Source organism: bacterium, from assembly GCA_004322275.1.
In the GTDB taxonomy this organism is placed as follows: Bacteria; Desulfobacterota; Deferrisomatia; order Deferrisomatales; family BM512; genus SCTA01.
In genome coordinates this window covers 16,276-40,621 of sequence record SCTA01000041.1, presented here as the reverse complement: position 1 = coordinate 40,621, position 24,346 = coordinate 16,276, and the positions used below count along the sequence as shown (strand labels likewise).

The window sequence follows — 24,346 nt, the reverse complement described above, 5'->3', positions numbered from 1 at the left end:
CGGACAAAAATAGGCGACAAAGCGGATTTACTCAAGCCGCCTGTGATAAGATAACCAAAAATAATACCGGAGTGAGAAATGGAAGAAGCAGCCGTATGGCTTAAATGCATGGTAAACGCGCCGGAGGCCCTTCGCGAGTTGGCCGCTCTCGAACTGATGGAGCTGGGCGCGGGCGGGATAGAGGAATCCGGCGAGGAACTGGCAGCCTACTACAAACCCGGCGACAAAGAGAAGGTAGAGGCCGCTCTCGGACGCTTCGCGGCCCTCCACGAAGCCGAAGTTGTAAAGATTCGGTGGGAGGAGATCGCCTCCGAGGACTGGTGGGAGTCGTGGAAGAAGTATTTCCATCCCCTCAAGGCCTCCAAAAGGCTCTGGATCTGCCCTACCTGGGAAAACGTTCCGCCGCCCGAAGAGGGCATGGCGACCTTGCTCATCGATCCGGGCCGCGCCTTCGGCACCGGGGGCCACGAGACAACGCGCCTTTGCCTCGACATGATAGACGAGTGCCTCCTGGCCGAGCCGGTGGTCGCGATGCTCGACGTCGGCTGCGGCTCGGGGATTTTGTCCATCGCGGCGCGGCTTCTCGGGGTGAAAAAGGTCGGCGCGCTCGACATGGACATCCTCGCCGCCAAAGCCACCCGCGACAACGCCCTGCTGAACCGCGTCGAGGAGGGTATCGAGGTCTACTGCGGGGAACTGCGGGCGATAAAGGGGGAGTGGCCGCTGGTCGTCGCAAACATCCTCTACCAGATAGTCCTCGGCCTCGCCCCGCTGCTGGCGAAGCACACCGCCCCCGGCGGCAGGCTCATCATCTCAGGTTTTCTGGTCGAGGAGTGCGAGGGCGCAAGGAGCTACTTCGAGGGGCTGGGGTTTGAAACGATGGACAGACAGGATATGGGGCCGTGGAGCGCACTTTTGTTACGGAAGATATCCTGATCAATCCCTAAGCAATTGTTCCACGGCGCAGTTCGTAAGCGCCCAGATCGCATCCAGTTGCATATATTGTCCCGCGCGGGAATCTATGAGGAAGATAGCGGAGGAGGCGAACCCCTCGTCCGCCGCCCAGAGGACGAGTTGGAGGGGAATCTTCGGCAGCGCAAGGATGCTGGCGGAACCGTCGCCGATAGCCACCTCGCTCCACCCGCGCTCAAGCGTCCTTTTCCTGAACTCTGCGGGTGAAGCGCCGAAGCGCTCCGAGATTTTCCGGGTTGCGGGGGCGTGGTGGCCGTGAAAGAAGGTCGCGCCGCCCGGAAGCTCCAGCAGGGAGACGAACTCACCGGAGGGCTGCGAGCCGGTCGCCCCCCAGAGGTAGGAAATAGCCGTAAGCCCCTGATGAAACCCCGCCGGAACGTTGGGCGCGGCCGTGAAGAAAATTCTTCTGTCGGCGGGCGAGATGACCAGTTCTTTGCCGAGAAGGGAGAGGGTGAATTTTTCGCCGTCCCACCGGGCGAGAGACCTTTCCGCCACTTCCTCGGGATTTTGCGCCGTAAGGCGCTCCCAGTGCAAGGGATGTATTGTTTCGCTCGATACATAGAGAGTTTTTTCTTCTGCCGCCATTGTTACCCCTGAAAGTTTGCCGGTTTCGATTAAGTTAATTATAGGGATTTTTCCTGAATGGAAAAGGAAGCGATAAAAAAGGCCGTGGAAGCCGCTTACGAGCGGATAGCCGCCGAGGGCTCGCGCGCTCCCGGAGGACTGGCTTTTCCCACCGGCGAGGCGCTCGCGCTTTCGCTCGGGTATCCTCCGGACATCGTCGCGAAGGCCGGAAGGGAGACTCTGGACGGCTTCGTCGGGGCTTTTCCCCTCGCGGGGGAAATTATGAAAGAGGGAGGAGAGTTGACCGTCGCCGATCTAGGCTGCGGCTCAGGGCTCGACACCCTCTGGCTCGCTGGAGCGGGCGCGAGGGTCGTCTCCCTCGACGCGAGCCGGGGGATGCTGCGGAACCTTGCCGCGGCTTCGGGGGAGTGCGAGGCGGTGGAGGGGTTCCTCCCCGATATCCCCCTCAAGAGCGATTCTTTCACCCACGTCCTGACCAACGGGGCGGCCAATCTCGTCTTCGACAAGCAATTGCTGGCGAAAGAGGTCTTCAGGATACTGAAACCCGGCGGGAGGTGGCTCCTCGCCGACGTAATGGCGCTGGGCGAGCTTGGGGAAGAGCTGAGAAAAGACCCGGAGGCGTGGGCGTTTTGCGTAGGTGGCGCGGTTTCGCCGGGGGAATGGGAAGCACTGTGTCTCGGGGCCGGTTTCCGGGAGGCCGAAGTCGAGATCGTCGAGAGGTTCATGCCCTTGGGGAAGGGGGTTCTGAGAGCGGTTAAGTAACCACGCTTACCCCGAGAGTTTTCGGCGAAGGCATTGGACGAACTCGGGAATTTACAACTTGCCGGGCTTCGCCCCGCACCCATGGCACTTTTTTTAGAAAAAAGTGCCCAAAAAATCGGCCCGGACCCGTCGCTCGCGCTTTAAAAAAGCGCGACCACTTCGTTCCGGCTGGGCCGTACGGGGCACTCGCTCCGCTATCGCTTCGCTAAGACCCCGCGCCGGCCCGACGCCTCCACTCGTTGCGCCGCGTACGGGCCACGAGTAGGACGAAAAGAAGGCTCGCCGATAAGTAAATTATATGAACTTATCGGCTCGAAGGTTTTTTGTTTACAGCTAAAAAAACTCATCCCGAGAGCTTGTTTCGCAGGTTGCGGACGAATTCAGCCGTGGGGAAGCCGGAGACTATGACCTCTCCCTCTCCGGTTATCGTCAGCGCGGTCTCGGCGCGGCTGTTCATGACGATCTCTTCGAGAAGGTCGAGGCCGGTCTCGGTAAGGGGAACGAGTCTCTGGTTCGAGGAGCCCCGAAGGCTTCCGGCGGAAGGGCTTTGAACCTCGTATCTGCCGTCGATCAGAAGGTCGATTTCGCAAAGGAGCTTTTTGAGTTCCCAGGGACCGTTTTTAAGCTCGGCGAGGGTGTAACCGGTGAAGGCGATGACGCCGGTTTTGGGTCGCTTCGCCTTCAGCAGCCGGAGAAAATCGGCCAGCTCGTCCGCCTGCGCGAAGGGCTCTCCCCCGGAGAGAGTGACCCCTGAAAAATCGAGGCTCAGCGCTTCCTCCAGCAGTTTTTCAGGCGAAAGAAGCCGCTTGTTCTCAAAGGGGCGAAGCTCGGGGTTGAAGCACCCCTCGCAGACGAAGGGGCAGCCCTGCGCCCAGACGGTCAGGCGCGCTCCCGGCCCGTTCACCCCCTCCGTTACCGCGATGTGGCGAATATTCAGCAATCCGGCCCTGCTTTCTGGATGAATGAGAAGGAAACGCTTTCAAAGGCTGCTGAAAAACGTCGGGAGAAGCCGCGGTTTCAAGGAGCCGCGTAGCGATGGGGCGAGACAGTAGCAGCGCTACGGAGAGCCCCTGAGCGAGCACGGCGACACTTAAAAACGCGGCTCGCAACAGTTTTTCAACAGCCTTGCAAAGACGTTAGAACGTATCTATATGGAAAGCAAGTCCACATCACCTTGAACCTCCGGATAGTGTATGCTACTTTTCGCTCTTTCCGTTAAAGTCGCAAGGGGAATGCAGCAAACCCCGTGGAGCAAAAGATGAAGATAACCGCCAAAGAAGCAGGCCGCGTCGCCGAGCTGGGAAGATTGAAATTCTCCCCCGAAGAGCTCGAGACGCTTGCCTCCGAGATGTCGAACATCCTCGATTACGTGGAGAAGCTCGGGGAACTCGACCTCGAAGGGGTCGAGCCGATGTCCCACGTTTTCGGTGTCATGGAAACCCGAAGGGAGAGGGAGGACGAGGTCCGCCCCGGACTCTCCAACGACGAGGCGCTCTCCAACGCGCCCTACCCGGAGGAGGGCTGCTACCGCGTGGCCAAGGTCATCGACGAGGGGGCGGGCGCATGAAGGAACTTGTAAAAAAGACCGGCCACGAGCTGCGCGGGCTTCTCGATAAAAAAGAGGTCACCAGCGTCGAGGTCGCCAAGGCCTTTCTCGGGCGCATTGAAGAGATCGACGGCGAGCTTAACTGCTTTTTGACCGTCACCGCGGACCTCGCCCTCGAACAGGCGAAGGCGGCGGACGAACGGATAACTTCCGGCAAGGCGGGGCCGCTCACCGGCATCCCGGTGGGGCTGAAAGACCTTCTCGTGACGAAGGGCGTTCGGACGACCTGCGCCTCGAAGATACTCGAAAACTTCATCCCCCCTTACGACGGGACGGCGGTTGCGAAACTCCGCGAGGCGGGGGCGATCTTCCCCGGAAAGCTCAACATGGACGAGTTCGCGATGGGCTCCTCCAACGAGAACTCCGCCTTCGGGCCGGTAAAGAACCCCTGGGACCTCACCCGCGTACCCGGCGGCTCCAGCGGCGGCAGCGCCGCCTCCGTGGCGGCCTGCGAAGTCCCCATGTCGCTCGGCAGCGATACCGGCGGCTCCATCCGCGAGCCCGCCGCCTTCTGCGGCATCGTCGGCATGAAGCCCTCCTACGGCAGGGTCAGCCGCTACGGCCTTATCGCCTTCGCTTCGAGCCTCGACCAGATCGGACCGATGGCGCGGGACGTCGAGGACGCCGCGATCCTTTTTAAGGCCATCTCGGGTTTCGACCCGAGGGACTCGACCTCGCTGAACCCGCCCGCTTTCGACCTCAAGAAGGCCCTTAATCCCGACGTAAAGGGACTCCGCATCGGAGTGCCGAAGGAATATTTCGTAGAGGGCATGGACCCGGAAGTCGAAAGCGCCGTCAGAAAGGCGATAGCACAGCTCAAAGAGATGGGGGCGGAGGTAAAGGAGGTCTCCCTTCCCCACACCGAGTACGCCGTGGCTGTCTACTACATCATCGCCACCGCCGAAGCCTCCTCCAACCTCGCCCGCTTCGATTCGGTGCGCTTCGGCATGCGCGTAGACGGCAAAGACCTGATAGACACTTACCGGGAGACCCGCGCGGCGGGGTTCGGCATGGAGGTCAAGCGGCGCATCATGCTGGGCACCTACGCCCTTTCGGCGGGTTATTACGACGCCTACTACCGCAAGGCCCAGCGCGTGCGCACCCTCATCGCCCGCGATTTCGCGGAGGCTTTCAGGGAAGTTGACGTCATCTGCACGCCGGTCGTTCCTTCGGTAGCTTTCAGGCATGGAGAGAAGATAGCCGACCCCCTGCAGATGTACCTTTCCGACATCTTCACCATACCCCTGAATCTCGCCGGGCTTCCGGGGCTTTCCCTCCCCTGCGGTTTCACGAAGGAGGGGATGCCGATCGGCCTCCAGATGATGGCCGGTTTTCTACAGGAAGAGACGCTCTTTCGGGCGGCTTACGCCTACGAGCAGGCGAACGACTGGCGCAGGATTCCGGCGCTCGGGGAGGTGAAGTGATGGATTGGGAAATGGTCGTGGGCCTAGAGGTCCACTCGCAGCTTCTCACGAAGACAAAGATATTCTGCGGCTGCTCGACCCGGTTCGGCGCGAGCCCCAATACCCAGGTCTGCCCTGTCTGCCTCGGCCTTCCCGGAGCCCTTCCGGTGCTGAACAAGAGGGTGGTCGAGTTCGCGATAAAGGTGGGGCTGGCGACGGGCTGCACGGTGGCCCCGGTAAGCCGCTTCGCCCGCAAGAACTACTTCTACCCCGACCTGCCCAAGGGCTATCAGATAAGCCAGTACGAGCTTCCGATTCTCGAATTCGGCCATCTGGACATCGAGGACGACAAGGGAGCCCCCAAGCGCATCGGCATAACCAGAATCCACATGGAGGAGGACGCCGGAAAGCTCCTCCACCCCGACGTTCCCGGCGCGGACTACAGCCTCGTGGACCTCAACCGCGCCTGCGTGCCGCTGCTGGAGATCGTCAGCGAGCCGGACATTCGCTCGGCGGGGGAGGCGGTGCGCTACGTCAAGAAGCTGCGGGAGATACTCGTCTACCTCGGCGTCTGCGACGGGAACATGAACGAGGGGAGCCTCCGGGTGGACGCCAACGTCTCCGTGCGCCCGAGGGGGCGCGAAAAATTCGGCACCCGCGCCGAGATAAAGAACGTCAACTCCTTCAAGTTCCTCGAACAGGCGATAAATTACGAGCGCGAGCGGCAGATTGAGCTTATAGAGGAGGGCGGCACGGTGATTCAGGAGACCCGCCTCTTCGACGCGGCGAAGGGGGTAACCCTCGGCATGCGCTCCAAGGAAGAGGCCCACGACTACCGCTACTTCCCCGACCCCGACCTTTTGCCGATAGTCATAAGTTCCGAAGAGGTCGAGAAGGCGAAAGAACTGCTTCCCGAACTTCCCGACCCCAAGCGCGAGCGGTTCAGGACAAGCTACGGTCTCCCGGCTCTCGACGCCGACGTGCTCTGCTCCGCGCGGGAACTGGCGGATTTCTTCGAGGAGGCGGTAAAGCTCCACTCCGACGCCAAAGCCGTCTCCAACTGGGTGATGGGCTCTGTCCTCAAGAACCTCAACCGCGACGGCTTCGACTCGGTCGCCTTCTCACCCGTCACCCCGGCGATGCTCGCGGGGATGCTGGATCTGGTAAAAAACGGGGCAATCTCCTCCAAGATCGCTAAGGAGGTTTTCGAGGAGATGTGGACGAGCAAAAAGTCCGCCGAAGCGATAGTGAAGGAGAAGGGGCTGACCCAGATCTCCGACACCTCCGAGATAGAGGCGATAGTGGACGCCATAATCGCCAAAAACCCCTCCGAGTTCGAGAGGCTGAAAGGCGGCGACGCAAAGCTGACCGGCTTTTTCGTCGGCCAGATAATGCGCGAATCGAAGGGCAAGGCGAACCCCGGCCTCGTCAACGAACTACTCAAAAAGAAGATGGATAGCTAGATGAGTTTCTATACTCTTAAGTGGACGGGCGAAACCCTCCTCCTCATAGACCAGACGAAACTTCCCTGCGAGGAAGTCTATATCGAGTACTCCGACTGGCGGGAGGTGGCGAAGGCGATAACGGACATGATAGTCCGGGGAGCGCCCGCAATCGGCGTCACCGCCGCCTACGGTCTGGCGCTGGCCGCCCGCGAGGGGGCCAAAGGCGCGGATTTTAGCGGCTATATGGAAGAGGCCTACAGGGTCTTCGCGGCGACGCGCCCGACGGCGGTGAACCTCTTCTGGGCGATCGAGCGGATGAAGGGGAAGGAAGCGGAGCCGAAGGCTCTTTCTCCCTCCGAAATCGCCGAAGGGCTCGTGAAGGAAGCGATCCTGATACACGAGGAAGACGTCGAGGCGAACCGCGCGATGGGGCGCTTCGGCGCTGCCCTTCTGCCCGACGAGTGCGTCGTCCTCACCCACTGCAACGCCGGTGCGCTCGCCACCGCCGACTACGGGACCGCCCTCGGCGTGATACGCGGCGCGGTGGAGGCGGGAAAGAAGGTCAGCGTCTACGCCGACGAGACCCGCCCCTTCCTGCAGGGAGCGAGGCTCACCGCGTGGGAGCTGATGAAGGACGACATCCCCGTCACCCTCATCTGCGACAACATGGCCGGATATCTCATGAAGACCCGCAAGGTGGACGCGGTCATAGTGGGCGCGGACAGGATAGCCGCCAACGGCGACACCGCCAACAAGATCGGCACCTACTCCGTCTCGATACTCGCCAAAGAGCACGGTATCCCGATGTACATAGCCGCCCCGCTATCCACGGTGGACCTTTCGCTGGACACCGGAGACAAGATACCGATAGAGGAGCGCTCGCCGGTCGAGGTTACCTGCCTCGGCGGCAGACAGGTGGCTCCGGGAGGCGTGAAGGTCTGGAATCCCGCCTTCGACGTGACCCCTGCGGAGTATATCGCCGCGATAATCACCGAAAAAGGAGTCGCCCGCCCGCCCTTTACGGAATCCTTAAAATCCCTCGTAAAGGATCGGCTTCCTGAATAGTTTGCCGGAAGATGAAGTAAAGTTCTAAAGAAAGGTTTGTAATGAAATCCTTAATATACACGCTTGCGCTTCTTTTCGCGGTTTCCCTCCTCTGGGGGTGCGCCGGGGCCGAGAAGCGCGACGTTCCCCCCGCCGAGGCGCTCTTCAATCAGGCGAAAAACGCCGTGGAACATGAGAACTTCGAGGAGGCGGACGAGCTGATCATGACGATGAGGGAGGAATATCCCTTTTCGCCCCTCGCCATCGAGGCCGAGCTGCTTTCGGCGGACGTGCTTTATCTCCGGGAGAATTTCGCCGAGTCGGCGGCCTCCTACCGCGCCTTCGAGGAAAACCACCCCGCACACGCCAGGGTTCCCTACGCGATTTACAAGAGGGGACTTTCCTACTACGGCCAGCTTGAGACGGAAGGCCGCGACCAGACGCCCGCCAAGACGATGGTGGAGCTCTTCACGAGATTAATTTCGGCCTATCCCTCTTCGGAATACGCCGCGGACGCCGGTGAGAAGACAAAGGAGGGGAAGGAGCTGCTCGCGGGCCACGAGCTCTACGTAGCCCGGTTTTACCTCCGGAAGGAAGAGTACAAGGCGGCGCTGGGCAGGGTTACGAACGTACTTCGCGACTACCACGATTCAAAAGCGGCGGGGGAAGCTTCGAGGATGGCCGACGAGATACGGGCGAGGATGCAGGAAACGGGGATCACGACCGAATAAACGCTGGGCGTCCGGCTTCCTCTTTCGGCGAAGGTCTGCGTCGTTTCTCGGGCGCGGGTCTTGGCGTATTCCTGATACTGCCTGCGACCGCGCGCCCTGCGGACTCCTTGCCCTTCGCCGAAATAGTTTGCCGGAAGTTGAAAGAGAATCTTTCTCGCCGCTTTGCTAAATTTTTGAACAACTCTGCAAGAACCCGGAAGTTCTCTGCAACCAGCCTCAGACCCCCGCTATCTCGTACTCCTCGCGGTGGAAGTCTTTCCTGGCTTTCAGGGTTATGTGCACGCCGAGGGCCTGCTCCAGCATTTCCAGATCGGCCCGCTCCTCCTCGAAGATGAACTGGACCACGTCCTTGTTCGCTTCGACCACCACGTCTTCGCCGGTGATGAGGTTGCGCTTGCGCCGAAGGTCGCGGAAGATCTCCGCAGCCACCGTGGACTTGGAGCGCACCATCCCTGTGCCGTCGCAATAGGGGCAGGCTTCCGAGAGAGACCTGCCAAGGTTCTCGCCCACCCTCTTTCGCGTCATTTCAACGAGGCCGAGGCTCGAAATCTGGAGAAGGTTGGTTTTGGCCCTGTCCTTCTCGAACTCGGTGCGGAAGGTCTCGAAGACTTTCAGCCTGTTCTCCTCGTGCTCCATGTCGATGAAGTCGATGATGATGATGCCGCCGATGTTGCGGAGCCGAAGCTGGTAGGCTATCTCTTTCGCGGCTTCGAGGTTGGTCTTGAGAATGGTCTCTTCGAGGTTTCGCTTGCCGACGAAGGAGCCGGTGTTCACGTCTATCGCGGTAAGCGCCTCGGTCATCTCGATTACTATGTAACCGCCGCTCTTTAGCCACACCCGCTTTTCCATCGCCCTCGAAAGCTCTATCTCTATCCCGTAGAAGTCGAAGATCGGCTCGGGGCGCGTGTAAAGCTCGACGGCGGAGGCCGCCTGCGGAACGAAGGTGTTGACGAAATCGAGAATCTCCCGGTACTCGTCGGGGGAATCGACAACTATCCTCCTGACGGAAGGGGTGTAAAGGTCGCGGATGGAGCGGGAGATGAGATCGAGGTCGCTGTGGAGGAGCGAGGGGGCGGCCTGAAAGGCGGATTTTTTGGATATCTCTTCCCAGAGCCTCCGGAGGAAGTCCATCTCCGGGCGAAGCTCTTCCTCCTTGCATCCCGCCGAGACGGTGCGGACTATGTAGCCGCCGGGGTTTTCGCCCTTGAGCTTTTCCACCAGCTCCTTGAGCCGCTGGCGCTCCTTTTCGTCCTCTATCCTCCTCGATACGCCGACGTGATCGACGTTGGGCAGGTAGACGATGTTCCTGCCGGGGAGGCTGATGTGCTGGGTGATGCGCGCCCCCTTCCTCCCCAGGGGCTCCTTGGCGACCTGCGCCGTGATGAGCTGGCTCTCGGTGAGGAGGGTCTCGATGGGGGCCGAGGCGCGCTTTTTAAAGGGAACCTCCGTTTCGGGTTCCCTCTCGTCCTCGAATTCTATCTCCGAGTACTCCCTGCCCTGCCCCTCCACGTCGGAGACGTAGAGGAAGGCGGCCTTTTCAAGGCCGATATCGACGAAGGCGGCCTGCATCCCCGGAAGGACGCGGCTGACCCTGCCCTTGTAGACCGACCCGGCTATTCTTCTGTCGCGCACGCTCTCGTGGTAGAACTCCGAGAGGAGCTTGTTCTCCATCAGCGCGACGCGGGTTTCCTGCCGGGTGGCGCTTATGATTATCTCTTTTTCGATAAGTGGCTGGCTTTGATCGGAGCCCATTACTCTTCCCTCGGAATTTCCATCCGTATCTTCAAAACCCTTTTCAGGGCCCTGTCTCCCTCGGGAAGATCCGCGAGGGCGTGAAAAAGGAGTTCCGGGGCCACCAGCCCCCCGTCGCCGGAGCGCCTCATCAAAAAGCCAAGAGCGCCGTCGGGCCTCACCCAGAGTCCGCGTACGTAGTCTTTTGACTCCATGACCCTGTCCGGTTTCCCCACTCTCCTTTTTATAACCAAAAACGAGTCTTTCTCCCAGAACCTTCTGAAAATCTCTTCCCAGCCGCCCACCGCCCCGGCGGCGCTTTGGGCCCTGGCGGAAGGCTCCAGCAGGTATTCCTCAAGGGTCGAGCCGGAGGGGAGACCCGCGCTCAAGGGCTCCATGACCCACATTATCTCGATCCGCAGCCCTTCGGGAAGGCGGGAGTTGACCTTTTCCTGCGCTTCCTCCAGCTCCGGCACCTCGCCTACCTTCAATTCTCCAAGCTCGCAGAAGCTCTCGGTGCCCAGAGAGAGCGCGGGCCCGAGGCGCAGCTTCGGCTGGGGGTTGAACCCCTGCGAGTAGAGTATATCGACCCCCGCGGCGCGGAAAGCCCGCTGGAGGGAGGAACTCGCGTCCAGATGGGAGAGCAGCGCCGCCGGGCCGGTCTTAGAGTAGCGAAAGCGGATTTTCGGGGCGTTCGACTGGTCGGACTCCTCGGCAGGGATGAGGGGCTCCGCGGATTTCTCCGGGTAGGGTAGGGGAGCCGAATCCCTGGGGCGCAGCATCTTGTGGTCGCAGACGCCGCAGAGGGAGCATTCTTCCTTCCGGCAGTCGGGGGTGCGCTCCCCGCTCTTGGCCTTTTCGAGCTCTCCAAGCAGAAAATCGGAAGTTACGCCGGTGTCCACAAGCTCCCAGGGCAGATGCTCGCCGGTGGAACGCTCGCGAAGATACCACGCGGGTTCCACTCCCGCCTCCCGGAAAGCCTGCTCCCAGAGGGCGGGGCGGACTTCGCTGGACCAGCCGTCCATCCGGCACCCGAGACGGTAAGCTCCTAGTATCGCCTTGCCCACCCTGCGGTCACCCCTGGCTATTACGCCCTCAAGAGCGCTCGTCGCGGCGTCGTGGCGCTTGAAGTCGATCTTCTTGTTCCGCGAAAGGGCTTTGGAAAGCTCGCGGTGAATCCTCTCGGTTTCCTCTTTGTCCATCTGCCCGGCCCACTGGAAGGGAGTGTGGGGCTTGGGGACGAAATTGGAGACCGAGATGGTCACCCTGGACTTGCCGGGAGGGGCGAACCGGGCGATTTTCTCAGCTAGGGTGACTATCGCCAGCCGGTCTTCTTCCGTCTCGAAGGGGAGCCCGATCATAAAGTAGAGCTTCACTCCCTTCCACCCGGCGCGGAAGATTTTTTCCACCGAGGCGATAATCTCCTCGTCGGTGAAGTGCTTGTTTATCCTGTCGCGAAGGGTCTGGGAACCAGCTTCGGGGGCGAGGGTGAAGCCGGTCTTCCTCACCCGCGAGACCTCGGTGAGGAGCCTTTCGTCGAAGCTGTCCACCCGAAGGCTCGGAAGGCTCACCGAGACCCTCTCCTTCGAGTGGTTTTCCATGAGGTTCACCAGAAGCGGCCCGATGGAGGAGTAATCGCCGGTGGAAAGGGAAAGAAGGCTGACCTCCTCGAAACCCGTGGCTGCGAGCCCCTCGCAGGCCGCCCCGAGAATCGACGACGCCTCCCTCTCGCGCACCGGGCGGTAGAGAAAGCCCGCCTGGCAGAACCGGCACCCCCTCGTGCAGCCGCGCGCCACCTCCAGCGCCATCCTGTCGTGGACGGAGGAGCCGAAGGGCACTATGGGTTTCGGGACCGGGGCGCTCTTTTCGAGGTCGGCGACGATCCTTCGCTTCACCTTTTTGCCGGAGGAAAAACCCGCGAACTTCTCGCCGTCGAAAATTGGAGTAGCTTTCGAGGGGAGGTAGACCCCCTCAACCTTTCCGAGCGCCTCCAGCTTCCCCGCGCGGTCGAGGCCCGCCTCCTTAGCCTTTACGAGCGCTGACGCGATCTCCCTGACTCCCTCCTCGCCGTCGCCGATGAAGAGGGCGTCGAAGAAATCCGCGAAGACCTCGGGGTTCGCCGCCACCGGGCCGCCGCCTATGACGATGGGGTCGTCCTCGCCTCTCTCGGCCGCCGTTAGGGGCACTCCGCCGAGCTCCAGCATGGCCAGGACGTTGGTGATCGAAAGCTCGTACTGGAGGGTGAACCCCAGAAGGTCGAAATCGCTCAGAGGACGCCCCGACTCCCTCGTTATGAGAGGCAGCTTTTCCCGGCGAAGAAACGCTTCCATGTCCATCCAGGGCGCGTAGGCGCGCTCGGCGAGCACTCCCTCCAGCGAATTCAGTATGCGGTAGAGGATGGGAATCCCGAGATGGCTCATGCCGATCTCGTAGACGTCGGGAAAGAGAAGGGCCACGCGGAGGCGGGCCGCGTCCCAGTCGCGGATCTCCACCCCGGCCTCTATGCCCTCGTACCTGCCCGGTTTTTCAACGTCCAGAAGTTCGAGTCCGTATCGCATCAGTGAACCCTTCCCTCCGGCTCGGTTGAACTCTTTTTCGCGGCGACGCCGAGGGGGTTATCCATGAACTTCTTCTTGCACTCGGGACAAAGGAGGTATCCTTTCGACTGGTAAACGTCATGTTCGAGTTTTCGCGGGTCGGCCCTGTCGATGGACCGCATGAAGGCTTCGAGATCCTCTATCCCGCAGTCCGCGGGGAGGGCGCCGTCGAAATCGGCGGCCACGTTAATCGTAACGAGAAACTTTAGGGCTCCGGCGGCCAGCACCTTGCGGCAGAGCTCGCAGTAAACGTCAGCCATCGGCTTTTCCGCCGTAGCGCATGTGGTGGCGCAGGGCCTCCCCGGTGTAGGAGGATTTCACCGCCATGATCTCCTCGGGAGTGCCCTCGGCGACAATCCTTCCGCCGCCCCCGCCGCCCTCAGGCCCCAGGTCGATAACGTGGTCGGCGGTCTTTATCACGTCTACGTTGTGCTCTATGACGAGGACGGTGTTGCCGGTGTCGGCCAGCTTGCCGAGGACTTCGAGGAGTTTTCTGATGTCCTCGAAGTGAAGGCCGGTGGTGGGTTCGTCGAGGATGTAAAGGGTTCTTCCCGTGGCCCTGCGCGAGAGCTCCTTGGCGAGCTTGATGCGCTGCGCCTCGCCGCCCGAGAGGGTCGTCGAGGGTTGGCCGAGGCGGATGTAGCCGAGGCCGACCATGTTGAGCACTTCGAGGGTGTTCCGTATCGAGGGGACGTTTTTGAAGAACTCCAGCCCCTGAGAGACGGTCATGTCCAGAGCTTCGGCGATCGAGACCCCCTTGTAGTGGACTTCAAGGGTTTCCCGGTTGTACCTCTTGCCGTGACATTCGTCGCAGGTGACGTAGACGTCGGGCAAAAAGTGCATCTCGATCTTCATAAGGCCGTCGCCCTTGCACGCCTCGCACCGCCCGCCCTTCACGTTGAAGGAAAAGCGCCCCTTCTGGTACCCGCGCACCTGCGAATCGGGCACCCGGGCGAAGATATCGCGGATGTGCGCGAAAAGCCCGGTGTAGGTGGCGGGGTTCGAGCGCGGCGTCCTGCCGATGGGGGCCTGGTTTACGTCCACCACCTTGTCGATGTGCTCGATGCCCCTCAGGGAAGCGAAGGGGAGAGGGCGTTCGGAAGCGTTGTGAAGCTCGCCCATCAGCGCCGGGAAGAGGGTGTCAACTATGAGGGAAGATTTGCCCGAGCCGGAAACGCCGGTGACGCAGGTGAAGCGCCCGAGCGGTATTTCGAGGTTTATCCCCTTCAGATTGTGGCCGGTCGCCCCCCTGAGGGAGAGTACCTTGCCGCTCCCGGTGCGCCGAAAGAGCGGCGGCTCTATCGTCCTTGCGCCGGAAAGGTAGGCCCCGGTGACGCTCTCGGGGTTTTTCATTATCTCTTCGGGGGTTCCCTCGGCGACGATTCTCCCGCCGTTTTCCCCCGCTCCGGGACCCATGTCGATGACGTAATCGGCCATCCGTATAGTCTCCTCGTCGTGCTCGACGAGGATCACCGAGTTGCCGAGCTCCCGAAGCTCTTTCAGGGTTTCGAGGAGCTTTAGGTTGTCTCTCGGGTGGAGACCTATCGTCGGCTCGTCTAGGATGTAGAGTACGCCGGTGAGCCGCGAGCCGACCTGCGTCGCCAGCCGTATGCGTTGGCTCTCGCCGCCGGAGAGGGTTCCCGAGGAGCGGTCGAGGGTGAGGTAGCCCAGCCCCACGTCGAAGAGAAACCCCAGCCGGTCGCGAATCTCCTTTAAAATCCGCTCCGCTATCGAGGCCCGCCTCGGGTCGAGTTCGAGGGACAAAAAGAACTTCCCGAGCGCGTCCACCGGTATCGCGGTTATGTCGCTGATGGATTTACCCGCTATCGTCACCGCCAGGGATTCCGGGCGAAGGCGCGCGCCCCTGCAGGCGGGGCAGGGGCGGGTTTCGAGGTAGGGGGCGAGATCTTCGAGGTCGTCGCCGCTCGATTCCTTTATCTTTTTTTCGAGGCGCTTGACCACCCCCTCGAAGGGCTTGAAGGAACGGTGGGTCATCCTCTTGGACTGGAAGACGAACTCTACCTTGCGCTTCGTGCCGAAGAGAATCGCGTCCCGCACCTCCTGCGGAAGGTCCTTCCACGGAGTCGAGGGGGATTCCCCGAAGGTGCGCAGCACCGCTTCGAGAAGCTGCTGGTAGTACATGCCGGTGGGGCTGTGCCAGGGGGCGACCGCGCCCTCGCGGATTGATTTCCCAGGGTCGGGGATTACCCGCTCCGGGTCTATCGCGACCCGGGAGCCGAGGCCGTCGCACTCCGGGCACGCGCCGTGGGGGGAATTGAAGGAAAAAGCCCTCGGGCTCATCTCCGGGAGGGAGATTCCGCACTCGGGGCAGGCGAAGCGCTCGGAGAAGAGGAGCTTTTCTCCGCCGTGAATTTTGACGGCCGCGAGTCCCTCGGCCTTGGCGAGGGCGAGCTCCAGCCCTTCCGCAATCCTCGGGCGGGCTTCCGCCTTCACCGCGATTCTGTCAACCACCACGTCGATGTCGTGGGCGCGGTTCTTGTCCAGCTCGATCTCCGTTTCCAGTTCGAGCGGCTCGCCGTCCACCACCACCCTTACGAAACCCGCCTTGCGCAGGTCCTCGAAGAGCTTTTTGTAGTGGCCCTTGCGGCCCCGCACCACGGGGGAAAGAATCTCGACCCTCGTCCCCTCGGGGAGCGCCAGCAGCCTGTCGGTCATCTGGGTTACCGTCTGCGTCGTAATCTCCTTGGCGCAGGAGGTGCAGTGCGGGGTTCCCGCCCTCGCGTAGAGCACGCGCAGGTAGTCGTAGATCTCGGTGACGGTGCCGACGGTGGAGCGGGGGTTTTTGCTGGTGGTCTTCTGTTCGATGGAGATGGCGGGTGAAAGCCCCTCGATCGAATCCACGTCGGGCTTGTCCATCAATTCCAGAAACTGGCGGGCGTAGGCGGAAAGTGATTCCACGTAGCGGCGCTGTCCTTCGGCGTAGAGGGTGTCGAAGGCGAGGCTGGATTTGCCGGAGCCGGAAAGACCGGTGATTACGACGATCTTCCCCCGCGGGATGCTAAGGCTCAGGTTCTTGAGGTTGTGCTCGCGCGCGCCGCGAATCTCGATGAATTCCTGGTTCATCGAATCCCCGCAAGTTCTTTGCCCGCCCGGAGGAGATTATTAACTTCGTCCCTGTCGCCCGCCTCGGCGTAGATTCTAAGGAGCGGCTCGGTCCCGGAGACCCTTATCAGGAGCCAGGAATTGTCCTCGCGGAATATCTTTCGGCCGTCGAGGTTGTCGATGGAGGCTATTTTCTTTCCGGCGAGAGTCCCCTCCGGCTTTATCGAAGACACCCTTTCACGGACAACTTTCATCTCCTCGCGGGGAAAGCGCAGATCGAGCCTTCCGTAGTCGAAAGGGCCTATCTCCCTGAAAATCTCTTCCAGATATCCCCTCGGGCCAAGTCCCGTCACGGCGGCTATTTCCGCCAGCAGAAGGGAGTTGAAGACCCCGTCGCGCTCGGGAAGGTGGCTGGTGACGCCTATCGCACCGCTCTCCTCGCCGGCCATGAAGTAGCCGCTGCCGGGGAGCAGGTAGGGGCTCATGTGCTTGAATCCTACCGGGGTCGTCAGCACCTCGAAGCCGTATCTTTCCCCGAGCCGGTCGAGCATCGAGGTTGCCGAGACGGCCTTTACCGCCCCGCCCTCCATCTTCCGCACGGTTTTGAGGTATTTCGCGAAGATGGCGATTATCCTCTGGGGCGAAAAGTAATCGCCCCGCTCGTCCACCGCCGAGAGCCTGTCGGCGTCGCCGTCGTTCGCCACGCCGAAGTGGAATCCGTCCCTCTTCACGAGAGACAGAAGAGCCGTCACTCGCTCTTCGGTGGGCTCGGGGGGGATGCCTCCGAAAAGGGGGTCGCCGGAACCGTTAAGCTCCGTCACCTCGCAGCCGAGGTCCCGGAGGATATCTGCGGTCCAACCGGCTCCGCACCCGTGCATCGCGTCCACCGCGACCCGGAGGCGGGCTTTTTTAATGGCCTCGAAGTCGATTATCCTTGAGACCGCTTCGAGATAGCTCTTCCTCGGGTCCAGCGACGTAATAAGCTCTCGGCTTTTGCCCTCTTCGAGGGAAAGGCACTCGACATCCCGCTCCGGCCCGAAGGAATCGCCGAGAATCTTCTCCACCCTGCTCACCAGTTCCGTCGAGGCGGGTCCGCCGTGAGGGCCCTTAATCTTTATCCCGTTCCACTCCGGCGGGTTGTGGGAGGCGGTTATCATCAGCCCGGCGGCGAGGTTTTCGTCGCGTATGGCGAAGGAGAGGACGGGGGTGGGCAGGTATTCTTCGGCGAGGCGCACGGGTATGGACCGCGCGGCGAGGACGCCCGCGCACTCCGCCGCGTACTCGGCGGACAAGAAGCGCCGGTCGTAGCCGATCGCCACGCCCTTCCCGGCGGAATTTTCTTCAACGAGGCAGTCGGCGAGAGCCCCCGAGACCCTTCTCACGCCGTCGAAGGTGAAATCGCGGGAGATGACGCCCCGCCACCCTTCGGTTCCGAATTTTATCTTCATTTAGCCTGTTGCCTGTTCCTTGATTGAGCCATTCTTATCGCCAGTTTAATCGCTTCGCGCATCGAGGAAGGGTCGGCGATACCCTTTCCAGCGATGTCGGGGGCGGTGCCGTGGTCCGGGCTCGTCCGGATGATGGGCAGGCCCAGGGTGACGTTGACCCCGTCGTGAAAGTGCAGAAGCTTGAAGGGCGCGAGCCCCTGATCGTGATACATCGCGACCACCGCGTCGCACCCCCCCTTCGAGGCCCTGTAAAAGAGGGCGTCGGCGGGAAAGGGGCCGGTAACGTCCATTCCCTCGCCTCTCGCAGCTTCGACGGCGGGTCCGATTACCCGCAGCTCCTCGTCCCCCAGAAGGCCGTTCTCTCCCGCGTGGGGGTTGAGGCCGCAGACGGCGATTCGCGGTCTTTCCATGCCCAGCCCCGCGAGAAAGCCGTAAGTGTTTCTGACCGTCGAAAGAATGTTTTCAGCGGTGATATGCCCCGGAACCTCGCGAAGGGGAAAGTGCGTTGTGACCAGGGAGACGAAAAAAGAACCACCCGCGAACAGCATGGTGGGGCTCTTCACGCCGCAGGCCGCGCCGAGAAGCTCGGTGTGGCCGGGGAACTCCCTCCCGGAGAGTTTCAGCCCCTCCTTCGAGAGCGGCGCGGTGACGAGCGCGTCCGCTTCCCCCGAAAGAACCATCCCGATGGCCTTTTCGAGGGAGAGGGTGGCCATCTTCGCCGTTTTGGCGGTCATTTTGCCGAAGGTGTAGTCCGAAAAAGGGACTCCCTCCGGCTCGACGATACGGCGGAAGTCCGGTTGAACCTTGCCTTGCGTTTCGCCCGCTTTGCGCCATACCCCGGCGGGGCCGACGAGAATAACCCCGGCTCCTTCGAGGTCCATGGACGAAAGCGCCCCCAGCGTCACCTCCGGCCCCACCCCGGTAGGTTCGCCGCAGGTTATTGCGACCCTCGGATGCCCGTTCATGCCGCTCCTAGCGCATCCTGACGATCCGCGCATCGTCCCTGCGGATCATGAGCCAGTTGTTTATCACTTCTTCGAGGCCCCTTTCGCGGAACTTCGCGGCGACCTCTTCCTTCACGTCCTCGAAAGCGACCTTGCCGTTCTCTTTTTCCGCCAGATAAAAAAGATGCGCCTCGCCGCCGAGCGTCAGAACCGGGGTCACTCCTCCGGCTGCAAGCTGGGCCACGGCGTCTTTCAGCGCGGGAGTAAGGTCCTTCACCTCCAGCTTGCCGGTGTCCACCGCCTCCCACCCGGAGAGGGAAACGGCCTCTTTGGCGAAATCGCCGCCGGCGAGCGCGGCGGCGCGCACCTTCTCAGCCGTTTCGGCGCTTTCGCCCGGAAGGGAGAGGTGCAGGAGGCGAACCCAATCCCCCTTTTTGAACTCGTCGTAATGCCGGATGAAATATTCCCTCTGGGCCGCCTCTTCGCTCTTGTATTCCTGGCGGATGATGTCCATGCCGAGGCGGGAGACGGTAATCTGCGTCCGGAACTCTTCGCGAAAATCGCGCCAGTTCTTGCCGCTGGCCTCCACCTCCCCCCGGAGGGAAAGGATGTCCAGCCCGGTTCTCCGGCGGAAGGATTCTATGGCGGAATCGACCTCATCGCCGGTCACGGAGATCTTTCTCTTCTGCGCTTCCAGGAGGATGAGGGTCTGGTTGACGACGATACCGAAAGCGGCCTCGCGTATCGCCGGGTCCTCGGGGTTCCCGGCCTGCCTCGCTATCGAATCGACCTCGGAGCGGGCTATGGGCTTGCCGTCCACCACCGCTTCGATCTCGTCCACTATCTCGGCGCAGTAAACGCGCGGCGAGGCGAGGCAGACGGCCAGCAGCGCCGAAACCGAGAGGAAGAGGGCTAAAATAAAAGAATTCTTGCGCATAGGGGGTTTTCTCCCGGCTGACCGGGCAGCGTTTAAGTGGTTTTCAGCAAAACCAGTATAGCCGAGGTTGCTTAAAAACGTCGCGAGAGCCACGTTTACAAGGAGCCGCACAGCGAGTCGCGAGACAGTGTGCGTCAATACGGCGAGCGGCGAGCGAGCACGCGACGCCGTAAAAGGGGCTCGCAGCAGTTTTTCAGCAACCTCATATCATCTTAACCTGTCGAGAAGTTCCCTGGCCAAGGAAAATATCTCGCCCGCCTCCCGCCCCTTCCCGATCTTCCACTTCAGGCGGCTGTCCGGGGTGAGGCGAAAGAGGTTCGGCTCCTTGCCCGCCAGCTCCACGATCCTCGCGGTATCGACCCCGGGGTCTTCCCCGAAGGAGAGGACCAATTCCTCCCCTGTGTAGTCGAGGGCGAGTATGCGCAGCATTATGAGATGGTGGCGAAGCTTCATCACTTCGAGGAGATTCTCTACCGGCTTCGGCAGCGGGCCGAACCTGTCGATGAACTCGTAGCGCAGATCCTCGGCCTCTTCCTCCGCCTCGATCCTCGCGAGCCTCTCGTAAAGGGCGAGCCTCTGGCGCGGGTCGGGTACGTAGGCCTCGGGGAAGTGAGCGGGAACTCTAAGCCGAATCTCCGGCTCCGGCGCTTTCCTGTACGGCTCGCCCTTAAGCCGGTGGACCGCTTCCTCCAGCAGCTCGGCGTAAAGGTCGAAGCCTATGGCGGCTATCTGCCCCGACTGGTTCTTGCCGAGAAGCTCGCCGGCCCCGCGTATCTCCAGATCGTGGAGGGCGACCTTGAACCCGGCCCCGAGATCGGAGTACTGCTGCATCGCCTGAAGGCGCTTCTGGGCGTCGGCGGTCACCCCCTGTTCCTCGGCGGGGAGGAGGAGATAGCAGTAAGCCTGAACGTTCGACCGGCCGACCCTTCCCCGAAGCTGGTAGAGGTCGGCGAGGCCGAAAAGGTCGGCGCGGTTTATGAGTATGGTGTTGGCCCTCGGGATATCCAGCCCGGATTCGATTATCGCCGTGCAGACCAGAACCTGGACCTCGCCGGTGGTGAACTGCTCCATCACCTCCTGGAGCGAGTTCTCCTTCATCTGGCCGTGACCGACGGCGAACCTCACTCCGGGGAAAAGCTCCCGCAGGTGGTGGGCTACTTCCTCGATGGATTGCACCCGGTTGTGGACAAAGTATACCTGACCGCCGCGCCCCAGTTCCCTCTTGATCGCCTCTTTTATTACGTCGTCGTCGAAGCGCGCCACCTTCGTGCGCACCGAGAGGCGGTCGGCGGGAGGAGTCTCAATGACGGAGAGGTCGCGGATGCCGGTGAAGGACATCTGAAGGGTGCGCGGTATCGGCGTGGCCGAGAGGCAGAGCATGTCCACCTCGCCGCGCATCTTCTTCAGCTTTTCCTTCTGGGCGACGCCGAAACGGTGCTCCTCGTCGATGACCACCAGCCCGAGGTTCTTGAACTTTACGTCGGACTGTATCAGCCGGTGGGTTCCGACGACTATATCGGTCTTCCCCTCAGCCAGCCGCCTGGACACCGCGTCCTGTTCCTCTTTCGAGACGAAGCGGGAGAGCATTTCGACCGTTATCGGGTACCCCTCGAAGCGTTTCTTGAAATTCTGGAAGTGCTGGGCGGCGAGTACGGTGGTGGGAGTAAGCACCGCGACCTGCTTTCCTCCGTGGACGGACTGGAAGGCCGCGCGGATGGCGACCTCGGTCTTTCCGTAACCCACGTCGCCGCAGATCAGGCGGTCCATCGGCCTCTTCCCGGTCATGTCCCCGAGGACGTCGTCTATGGCGGCGAACTGGTCCCTTGTCTCCTCGTAGGGGAAGGTGGCGGCGAACTCGCGGTAGGCGAGGTCGGGGACGTTGTAGGGCGGCCTTTCGGCCAGCGTCCTCTTGGCGTAGAGATCCAGAAGCTCGTGCGCCATCTCCTCGATGCCTTCGCGGGCCTTCTTGCACGCCTTCTCCCAGCGCTTGCCGCCTATCTTGTCGAGGGAGACGTTTTCGCCCCCGCCGGGAGCGGTGTAGCGCTGGATTATGGCCAGGCGGGTGACGGGGAGGTAGAGTTTGTCGCCGTCCGCGTATTCGAGGTGGAGATAATCCCCCTCGATTCCCTCTACAGCTATGCGGGCCATGCCCCTGTAGCGCCCGATGCCGAAATCGGCGTGGACGATAAGGTCGTTGTCTTTAAGTTCCGCCAGCGAGGTCCGGGTAAGGCCGCGCCTCGGAGGAGGGCGCTTCCCCTTCATGCCGAAGATTTCGGCCTGCGTGATGAGGGTCAGCTTCTCGCCGGGGAAGCGAAACCCCCTCGCGAGGCCTCCGATGCAGAGGCTGACGCTCGCCCGGTTTTCGGGTGTCGAGAGGGTGAAGGACTTCTCCGGCTCTACGGTAATAGAGTACTCCCGGAGGAACTCCCGGAGTTTCAGGGCCATCGGAGCGGTGCGGGCGACGATGCAGGTGTGGTGGCCCCTGTCCTTCGCCTTTTTAATCTCGTCCACCAGCGGGGTAAGGAGGCGTTCCGTGCCCCTGTTGTTGCGAAGGGCGGTTACGAGATCGGAGTTGTCGCGGGTGTCGAAGGAGACGGCGCCGGGAACCTCCATGTCGAGGGATTCAAGCTCGATTACCTGGCGACTCCCCAGATGCGCGTTCCACTCCTCGGGAGAGATATAGGACTCTTCAAGCGCGGGAAAGAGCCTCCCGGATTTTTCCGCCCTCTGGCTCCCCTCGCCGATCTCCCTTGAGAACTCCGCCACCTTTTCGGCGAAATCCCCCGGCATGTCCACCGCGACGGCGGCGCTTTCGGGGATATAGTCCCAGAGGGTCGCGGTGTCGCCGAAGTAGGGGAGGAAGGGCTCGCGGTGGGGGCCGAAGGGGTCCGTCTTGAAGGCTTCCAGGGCTTCCGCTGTCTCGGAGCGGTTCATCCCCAGCTTGTGGCAGCGCAGCCGAAGGGTTGTGAAAGCCGCCTCGGCCGCCTCCTCGCTCGCGACGACCTCCCTCGCCGGTAGAATCACCGCCTCCTCGATCTTGTCCAGAGAGCGCTGGGTGGAGGGGTCGAAGGTTCTGATGGATTCGAGGTCGTCGCCGAAGAACTCCAGGCGCAGAGGGCGCTCGTAATGGGGGGCGAAGAGGTCCACGAGGCCGCCGCGCACGCTCACCTCGCCGCGCTCCTCCACCTGCCCGACCCGCTGGTACCCCGACTGCGCCAGCTTAAGCAAAAAGCGCTCGCGGGAGAACTCCTCGCCCACCGATATAGGTATCGAGCCGTTCTCTACGGTCCTGGGCGCGGGCAGGCGCTGGAGGACTGATTCCACCGGGGCGACCAGTATGAAGGGGCCGCCGTTGGTCGCCCGAAAGAGCGCCGCTATCCTCTGGGCCGAAATCTCCGGGTGAGGGGGCAGGTTCTCGAAGGTGAGGGTGTCCCACGGGGGAAGGTAGACAACCGGGGGGTCCCAGGGCAGGGGGTGCTTTTCCGAATCCGCCCCGAGGAAGAACTTAAGCTCGTCGGCGAAGGCTTTAGCCTCCGGCACGGTAGCGGTAAGGACGAGGATGGGCTTTTTGAGCTTCCCCACCACCCGCGCGAGGAGATAGGCCCTGCTGGACGAGCGGAGCCCTTGGGCGCGGATGCGCCTTCCCTTTCCGTCGAGGGATTCGAGCAGTTCAATCAGCTTGTCAGCGCCCATTTCAAAAGACCGGAGTTAAGAGTTAAGAGGTTGCTGAAAAACGTCGTGAGAAGCCCCGGTTTCAAGGAGACGCACAGCGAGAAGCGAGACATAACCGGGTGTTAGGCGAGATTCGAGCGAGCACGCGACGCCGAAAACGGGGCTCACAACAGTTTTTCAGCATCCTCTTAGTCTCGCCCGGCATCAACCATCCTCTGCAGCGCCCTCGCCGCCGGAATGCGGACGCTCTCCTCGACCTCGATCACGTTTTCCATCTTTTCGAGGGAGACGAGGAGGTCTTCGAGGGAGGTCAGCTTCATGTTGGGGCAAAAGAGCTTTTCCGTCGGCGCGACGAAGGTTTTGTCGGGGCTGTTTTTCCTGAGCTGGTGGAAGAGACCCGTCTCCGTGCCGACTATTATCGTCTTCGCGGAGGAATTCTTGCACCACTCCAGCATGCCGGAGGTAGAACGGACCGCGTCGGCGAGGTCTATCACCTCGGGCCTGCACTCGGGGTGGGCGATGAAGGGAGCGCCGGGGTTCTCGGCTTTCGCCGCCAGCACGTCCCTGGCCGTGAGCCGCTCGTGGGAGGGGCAGCAGCCGTTCCAGTAGAGGACGTTCTTGTCGGTGTTGCGCGCCACCCACCGCGCGAGGTTTCTGTCCGGCGCGAGGTAGACGGTCTTCTCCGGGAGGGAATTGGTCACCTTCACCGCGTTGGCCGAGGTGCAGCAGATGTCGCTGACCGCCTTCACTTTCGCGGAGGAGTTGACGTAGGTCACTATCGGAACGCCGGGGTGCTCCTCGCGCACTTTTATGAGGTCTTCGGCGGTTATCATGTCGGCCATAGGGCACCCCGCGTCGAGCCGGGGGAGGAGGACCGTCTTTTCCGGCGAGAGGATGGAGGCGCTCTCCGCCATGAAGTGGACGCCGCAAAAGACGATGACTTTCGCGTCTGTCTTCGAGGCGATTATGGAGAGGCCGAGGCTGTCGCCGGTGTGGTCGGCCACGTCCTGCACCTCGCCGCGCTGGTAATTGTGGGCCAAAATCACGGCGTTTCGCTCTCGGGCGAGAAGCCTTATCTGTTTTTGTATGTTTTCTTCGCTGCTCATGAAAATATATCCTTCCAGGGGGAAGAGAGAATTTACAGGGGGGACCGGCAATAGTCAAGAATACCCTTGACAGCAATCGGGGGTGAGGCGATAATCCGCGCTTCGCGTCGCGGGGTGGAGCAACTTGGTAGCTCGTCGGGCTCATAACCCGAAGGTTGTCGGTTCAAGTCCGGCCCCCGCTACCAGCAAATTCAGGGACTTAGCCTTAACCGGTTAAGTCCCTTTTTGTTTTTCATTCCTGCGAGGCGAATTTCTCTCTCGACCGTGGTAACTTGCCCGCGCGGGGTTCGTAAAAGCTCC

18 protein-coding genes and 1 tRNA gene are annotated in these 24,346 nt (G+C 61.6%); 8 read left to right on the top strand and 11 right to left on the bottom strand.

What is annotated here, in order from left to right:
* Positions 1-78 precede the first annotated feature (78 nt).
* A complete protein-coding gene (gene prmA, locus EPN96_12460) occupies positions 79-936 on the top strand; it encodes a 50S ribosomal protein L11 methyltransferase (protein ID TAL15569.1) in 858 nt (285 codons plus the stop codon).
* Here the strand turns inward: prmA and EPN96_12455 are convergent, their stop codons facing one another.
* Positions 937-1,557 (bottom strand): DUF3786 domain-containing protein, encoded by a 621-nt coding sequence (locus EPN96_12455; protein ID TAL15568.1) that lies wholly within the window; start codon positions 1,555-1,557, stop codon positions 937-939. It abuts the gene before it with no gap.
* 57 nt (positions 1,558-1,614) lie between these two features.
* On the opposite strand from EPN96_12455, the gene EPN96_12450 reads away from it, so the two are divergent.
* Complete coding sequence (locus EPN96_12450; protein TAL15567.1) at positions 1,615-2,319, top strand: methyltransferase domain-containing protein; 705 nt, start codon at positions 1,615-1,617, stop codon at positions 2,317-2,319.
* A 343-nt stretch (positions 2,320-2,662) separates the two neighbouring features.
* Here the strand turns inward: EPN96_12450 and EPN96_12445 are convergent, their stop codons facing one another.
* Positions 2,663-3,283, bottom strand: coding sequence for a radical SAM protein (locus EPN96_12445; protein TAL15566.1), 621 nt, complete (start codon positions 3,281-3,283; stop codon positions 2,663-2,665).
* A 294-nt stretch (positions 3,284-3,577) separates the two neighbouring features.
* On the opposite strand from EPN96_12445, the gene gatC reads away from it, so the two are divergent.
* Genes gatC through EPN96_12420 form a run of 5 tightly spaced genes read left to right on the top strand, consistent with a single transcriptional unit; the run spans position 3,578 to position 8,548 of the window.
* Positions 3,578-3,886 carry an Asp-tRNA(Asn)/Glu-tRNA(Gln) amidotransferase subunit GatC gene (gene gatC / locus EPN96_12440; GenBank protein ID TAL15565.1) on the top strand — a complete coding sequence of 103 codons (309 nt, stop codon included), beginning with the start codon at positions 3,578-3,580 and terminating at the stop codon, positions 3,884-3,886.
* A complete protein-coding gene (gene gatA, locus EPN96_12435; GenBank protein TAL15564.1) occupies positions 3,883-5,349 on the top strand; it encodes an Asp-tRNA(Asn)/Glu-tRNA(Gln) amidotransferase subunit GatA in 1,467 nt (488 codons plus the stop codon). The genes gatC and gatA overlap by 4 nt, the downstream gene beginning before the upstream one ends.
* The gene (gene gatB / locus EPN96_12430) at positions 5,349-6,791 is read left to right on the top strand and encodes an Asp-tRNA(Asn)/Glu-tRNA(Gln) amidotransferase subunit GatB (protein TAL15563.1); all 1,443 of its coding nucleotides are present in this window, start codon (positions 5,349-5,351) and stop codon (positions 6,789-6,791) included. Before gatA ends, gatB begins: the two co-directional genes overlap by 1 nt.
* The gene (mtnA, locus tag EPN96_12425; GenBank protein TAL15562.1) at positions 6,792-7,838 is read left to right on the top strand and encodes an S-methyl-5-thioribose-1-phosphate isomerase; all 1,047 of its coding nucleotides are present in this window, start codon (positions 6,792-6,794) and stop codon (positions 7,836-7,838) included.
* A 41-nt stretch (positions 7,839-7,879) separates the two neighbouring features.
* The gene (locus EPN96_12420) at positions 7,880-8,548 is read left to right on the top strand and encodes an outer membrane protein assembly factor BamD (protein TAL15561.1); all 669 of its coding nucleotides are present in this window, start codon (positions 7,880-7,882) and stop codon (positions 8,546-8,548) included.
* A gap of 216 nt (positions 8,549-8,764) precedes the next feature.
* Here the strand turns inward: EPN96_12420 and EPN96_12415 are convergent, their stop codons facing one another.
* The 9 genes from EPN96_12415 to nadA form a co-directional block, all read right to left on the bottom strand.
* Positions 8,765-10,273, bottom strand: coding sequence for an Rne/Rng family ribonuclease (locus EPN96_12415; protein TAL15610.1), 1,509 nt, complete (start codon positions 10,271-10,273; stop codon positions 8,765-8,767).
* A gap of 26 nt (positions 10,274-10,299) precedes the next feature.
* Complete coding sequence (locus EPN96_12410) at positions 10,300-12,837, bottom strand: TIGR03960 family B12-binding radical SAM protein (GenBank protein ID TAL15560.1); 2,538 nt, start codon at positions 12,835-12,837, stop codon at positions 10,300-10,302.
* A complete protein-coding gene (locus tag EPN96_12405; GenBank protein ID TAL15559.1) occupies positions 12,837-13,136 on the bottom strand; it encodes a hypothetical protein in 300 nt (99 codons plus the stop codon). The genes EPN96_12410 and EPN96_12405 overlap by 1 nt, the downstream gene beginning before the upstream one ends.
* Positions 13,129-15,960, bottom strand: a complete 2,832-nt coding sequence (uvrA, locus tag EPN96_12400; protein TAL15558.1) for an excinuclease ABC subunit UvrA — start codon at positions 15,958-15,960, stop codon at positions 13,129-13,131. Before uvrA ends, EPN96_12405 begins: the two co-directional genes overlap by 8 nt.
* On the bottom strand, positions 15,957-17,387 hold the full coding sequence (locus tag EPN96_12395) for a phosphoglucomutase/phosphomannomutase family protein (GenBank protein ID TAL15557.1): 1,431 nt from the start codon (positions 17,385-17,387) through the stop codon (positions 15,957-15,959). The genes uvrA and EPN96_12395 overlap by 4 nt, the downstream gene beginning before the upstream one ends.
* Complete coding sequence (pdxA, locus tag EPN96_12390; protein ID TAL15556.1) at positions 17,384-18,385, bottom strand: 4-hydroxythreonine-4-phosphate dehydrogenase PdxA; 1,002 nt, start codon at positions 18,383-18,385, stop codon at positions 17,384-17,386. The genes EPN96_12395 and pdxA overlap by 4 nt, the downstream gene beginning before the upstream one ends.
* Positions 18,360-19,268: a peptidyl-prolyl cis-trans isomerase gene (locus tag EPN96_12385; protein ID TAL15555.1), complete on the bottom strand. Its 909-nt coding sequence runs from the start codon at positions 19,266-19,268 to the stop codon at positions 18,360-18,362. Before EPN96_12385 ends, pdxA begins: the two co-directional genes overlap by 26 nt.
* Before the next feature lie 207 nt (positions 19,269-19,475).
* Positions 19,476-22,961, bottom strand: a complete 3,486-nt coding sequence (mfd, locus tag EPN96_12380) for a transcription-repair coupling factor (GenBank protein TAL15554.1) — start codon at positions 22,959-22,961, stop codon at positions 19,476-19,478.
* Between the two features lie 167 nt (positions 22,962-23,128).
* Positions 23,129-24,046: a quinolinate synthase NadA gene (gene nadA / locus EPN96_12375; GenBank protein TAL15553.1), complete on the bottom strand. Its 918-nt coding sequence runs from the start codon at positions 24,044-24,046 to the stop codon at positions 23,129-23,131.
* 108 nt (positions 24,047-24,154) lie between these two features.
* Here nadA and EPN96_12370 point away from each other — a divergent pair.
* Positions 24,155-24,231, top strand: a tRNA-Met gene (locus tag EPN96_12370).
* Positions 24,232-24,346: the final 115 nt, after the last annotated feature.

Bases quoted from the DNA above. Each gene is read 5' to 3' on its own strand.
- prmA (TAL15569.1), top strand. From the start codon at position 79: ATGGAAGAAGCAGCCGTATGGCTTAAATGCATGGTAAACGCGCCGGAG.
- EPN96_12455 (TAL15568.1), bottom strand. From the start codon at position 1,557: ATGGCGGCAGAAGAAAAAACTCTCTATGTATCGAGCGAAACAATACAT.
- EPN96_12450 (TAL15567.1), top strand. From the start codon at position 1,615: ATGGAAAAGGAAGCGATAAAAAAGGCCGTGGAAGCCGCTTACGAGCGG.
- gatC (TAL15565.1), top strand. From the start codon at position 3,578: ATGAAGATAACCGCCAAAGAAGCAGGCCGCGTCGCCGAGCTGGGAAGA.
- gatA (TAL15564.1), top strand. From the start codon at position 3,883: ATGAAGGAACTTGTAAAAAAGACCGGCCACGAGCTGCGCGGGCTTCTC.
- gatB (TAL15563.1), top strand. From the start codon at position 5,349: ATGGATTGGGAAATGGTCGTGGGCCTAGAGGTCCACTCGCAGCTTCTC.
- mtnA (TAL15562.1), top strand. From the start codon at position 6,792: ATGAGTTTCTATACTCTTAAGTGGACGGGCGAAACCCTCCTCCTCATA.
- EPN96_12420 (TAL15561.1), top strand. From the start codon at position 7,880: ATGAAATCCTTAATATACACGCTTGCGCTTCTTTTCGCGGTTTCCCTC.
- EPN96_12410 (TAL15560.1), bottom strand. From the start codon at position 12,837: ATGCGATACGGACTCGAACTTCTGGACGTTGAAAAACCGGGCAGGTAC.
- EPN96_12405 (TAL15559.1), bottom strand. From the start codon at position 13,136: ATGGCTGACGTTTACTGCGAGCTCTGCCGCAAGGTGCTGGCCGCCGGA.
- uvrA (TAL15558.1), bottom strand. From the start codon at position 15,960: ATGAACCAGGAATTCATCGAGATTCGCGGCGCGCGCGAGCACAACCTC.
- EPN96_12395 (TAL15557.1), bottom strand. From the start codon at position 17,387: ATGAAGATAAAATTCGGAACCGAAGGGTGGCGGGGCGTCATCTCCCGC.
- pdxA (TAL15556.1), bottom strand. From the start codon at position 18,385: ATGCGCGGATCGTCAGGATGCGCTAGGAGCGGCATGAACGGGCATCCG.
- EPN96_12385 (TAL15555.1), bottom strand. From the start codon at position 19,268: ATGCGCAAGAATTCTTTTATTTTAGCCCTCTTCCTCTCGGTTTCGGCG.
- mfd (TAL15554.1), bottom strand. From the start codon at position 22,961: ATGGGCGCTGACAAGCTGATTGAACTGCTCGAATCCCTCGACGGAAAG.
- nadA (TAL15553.1), bottom strand. From the start codon at position 24,046: ATGAGCAGCGAAGAAAACATACAAAAACAGATAAGGCTTCTCGCCCGA.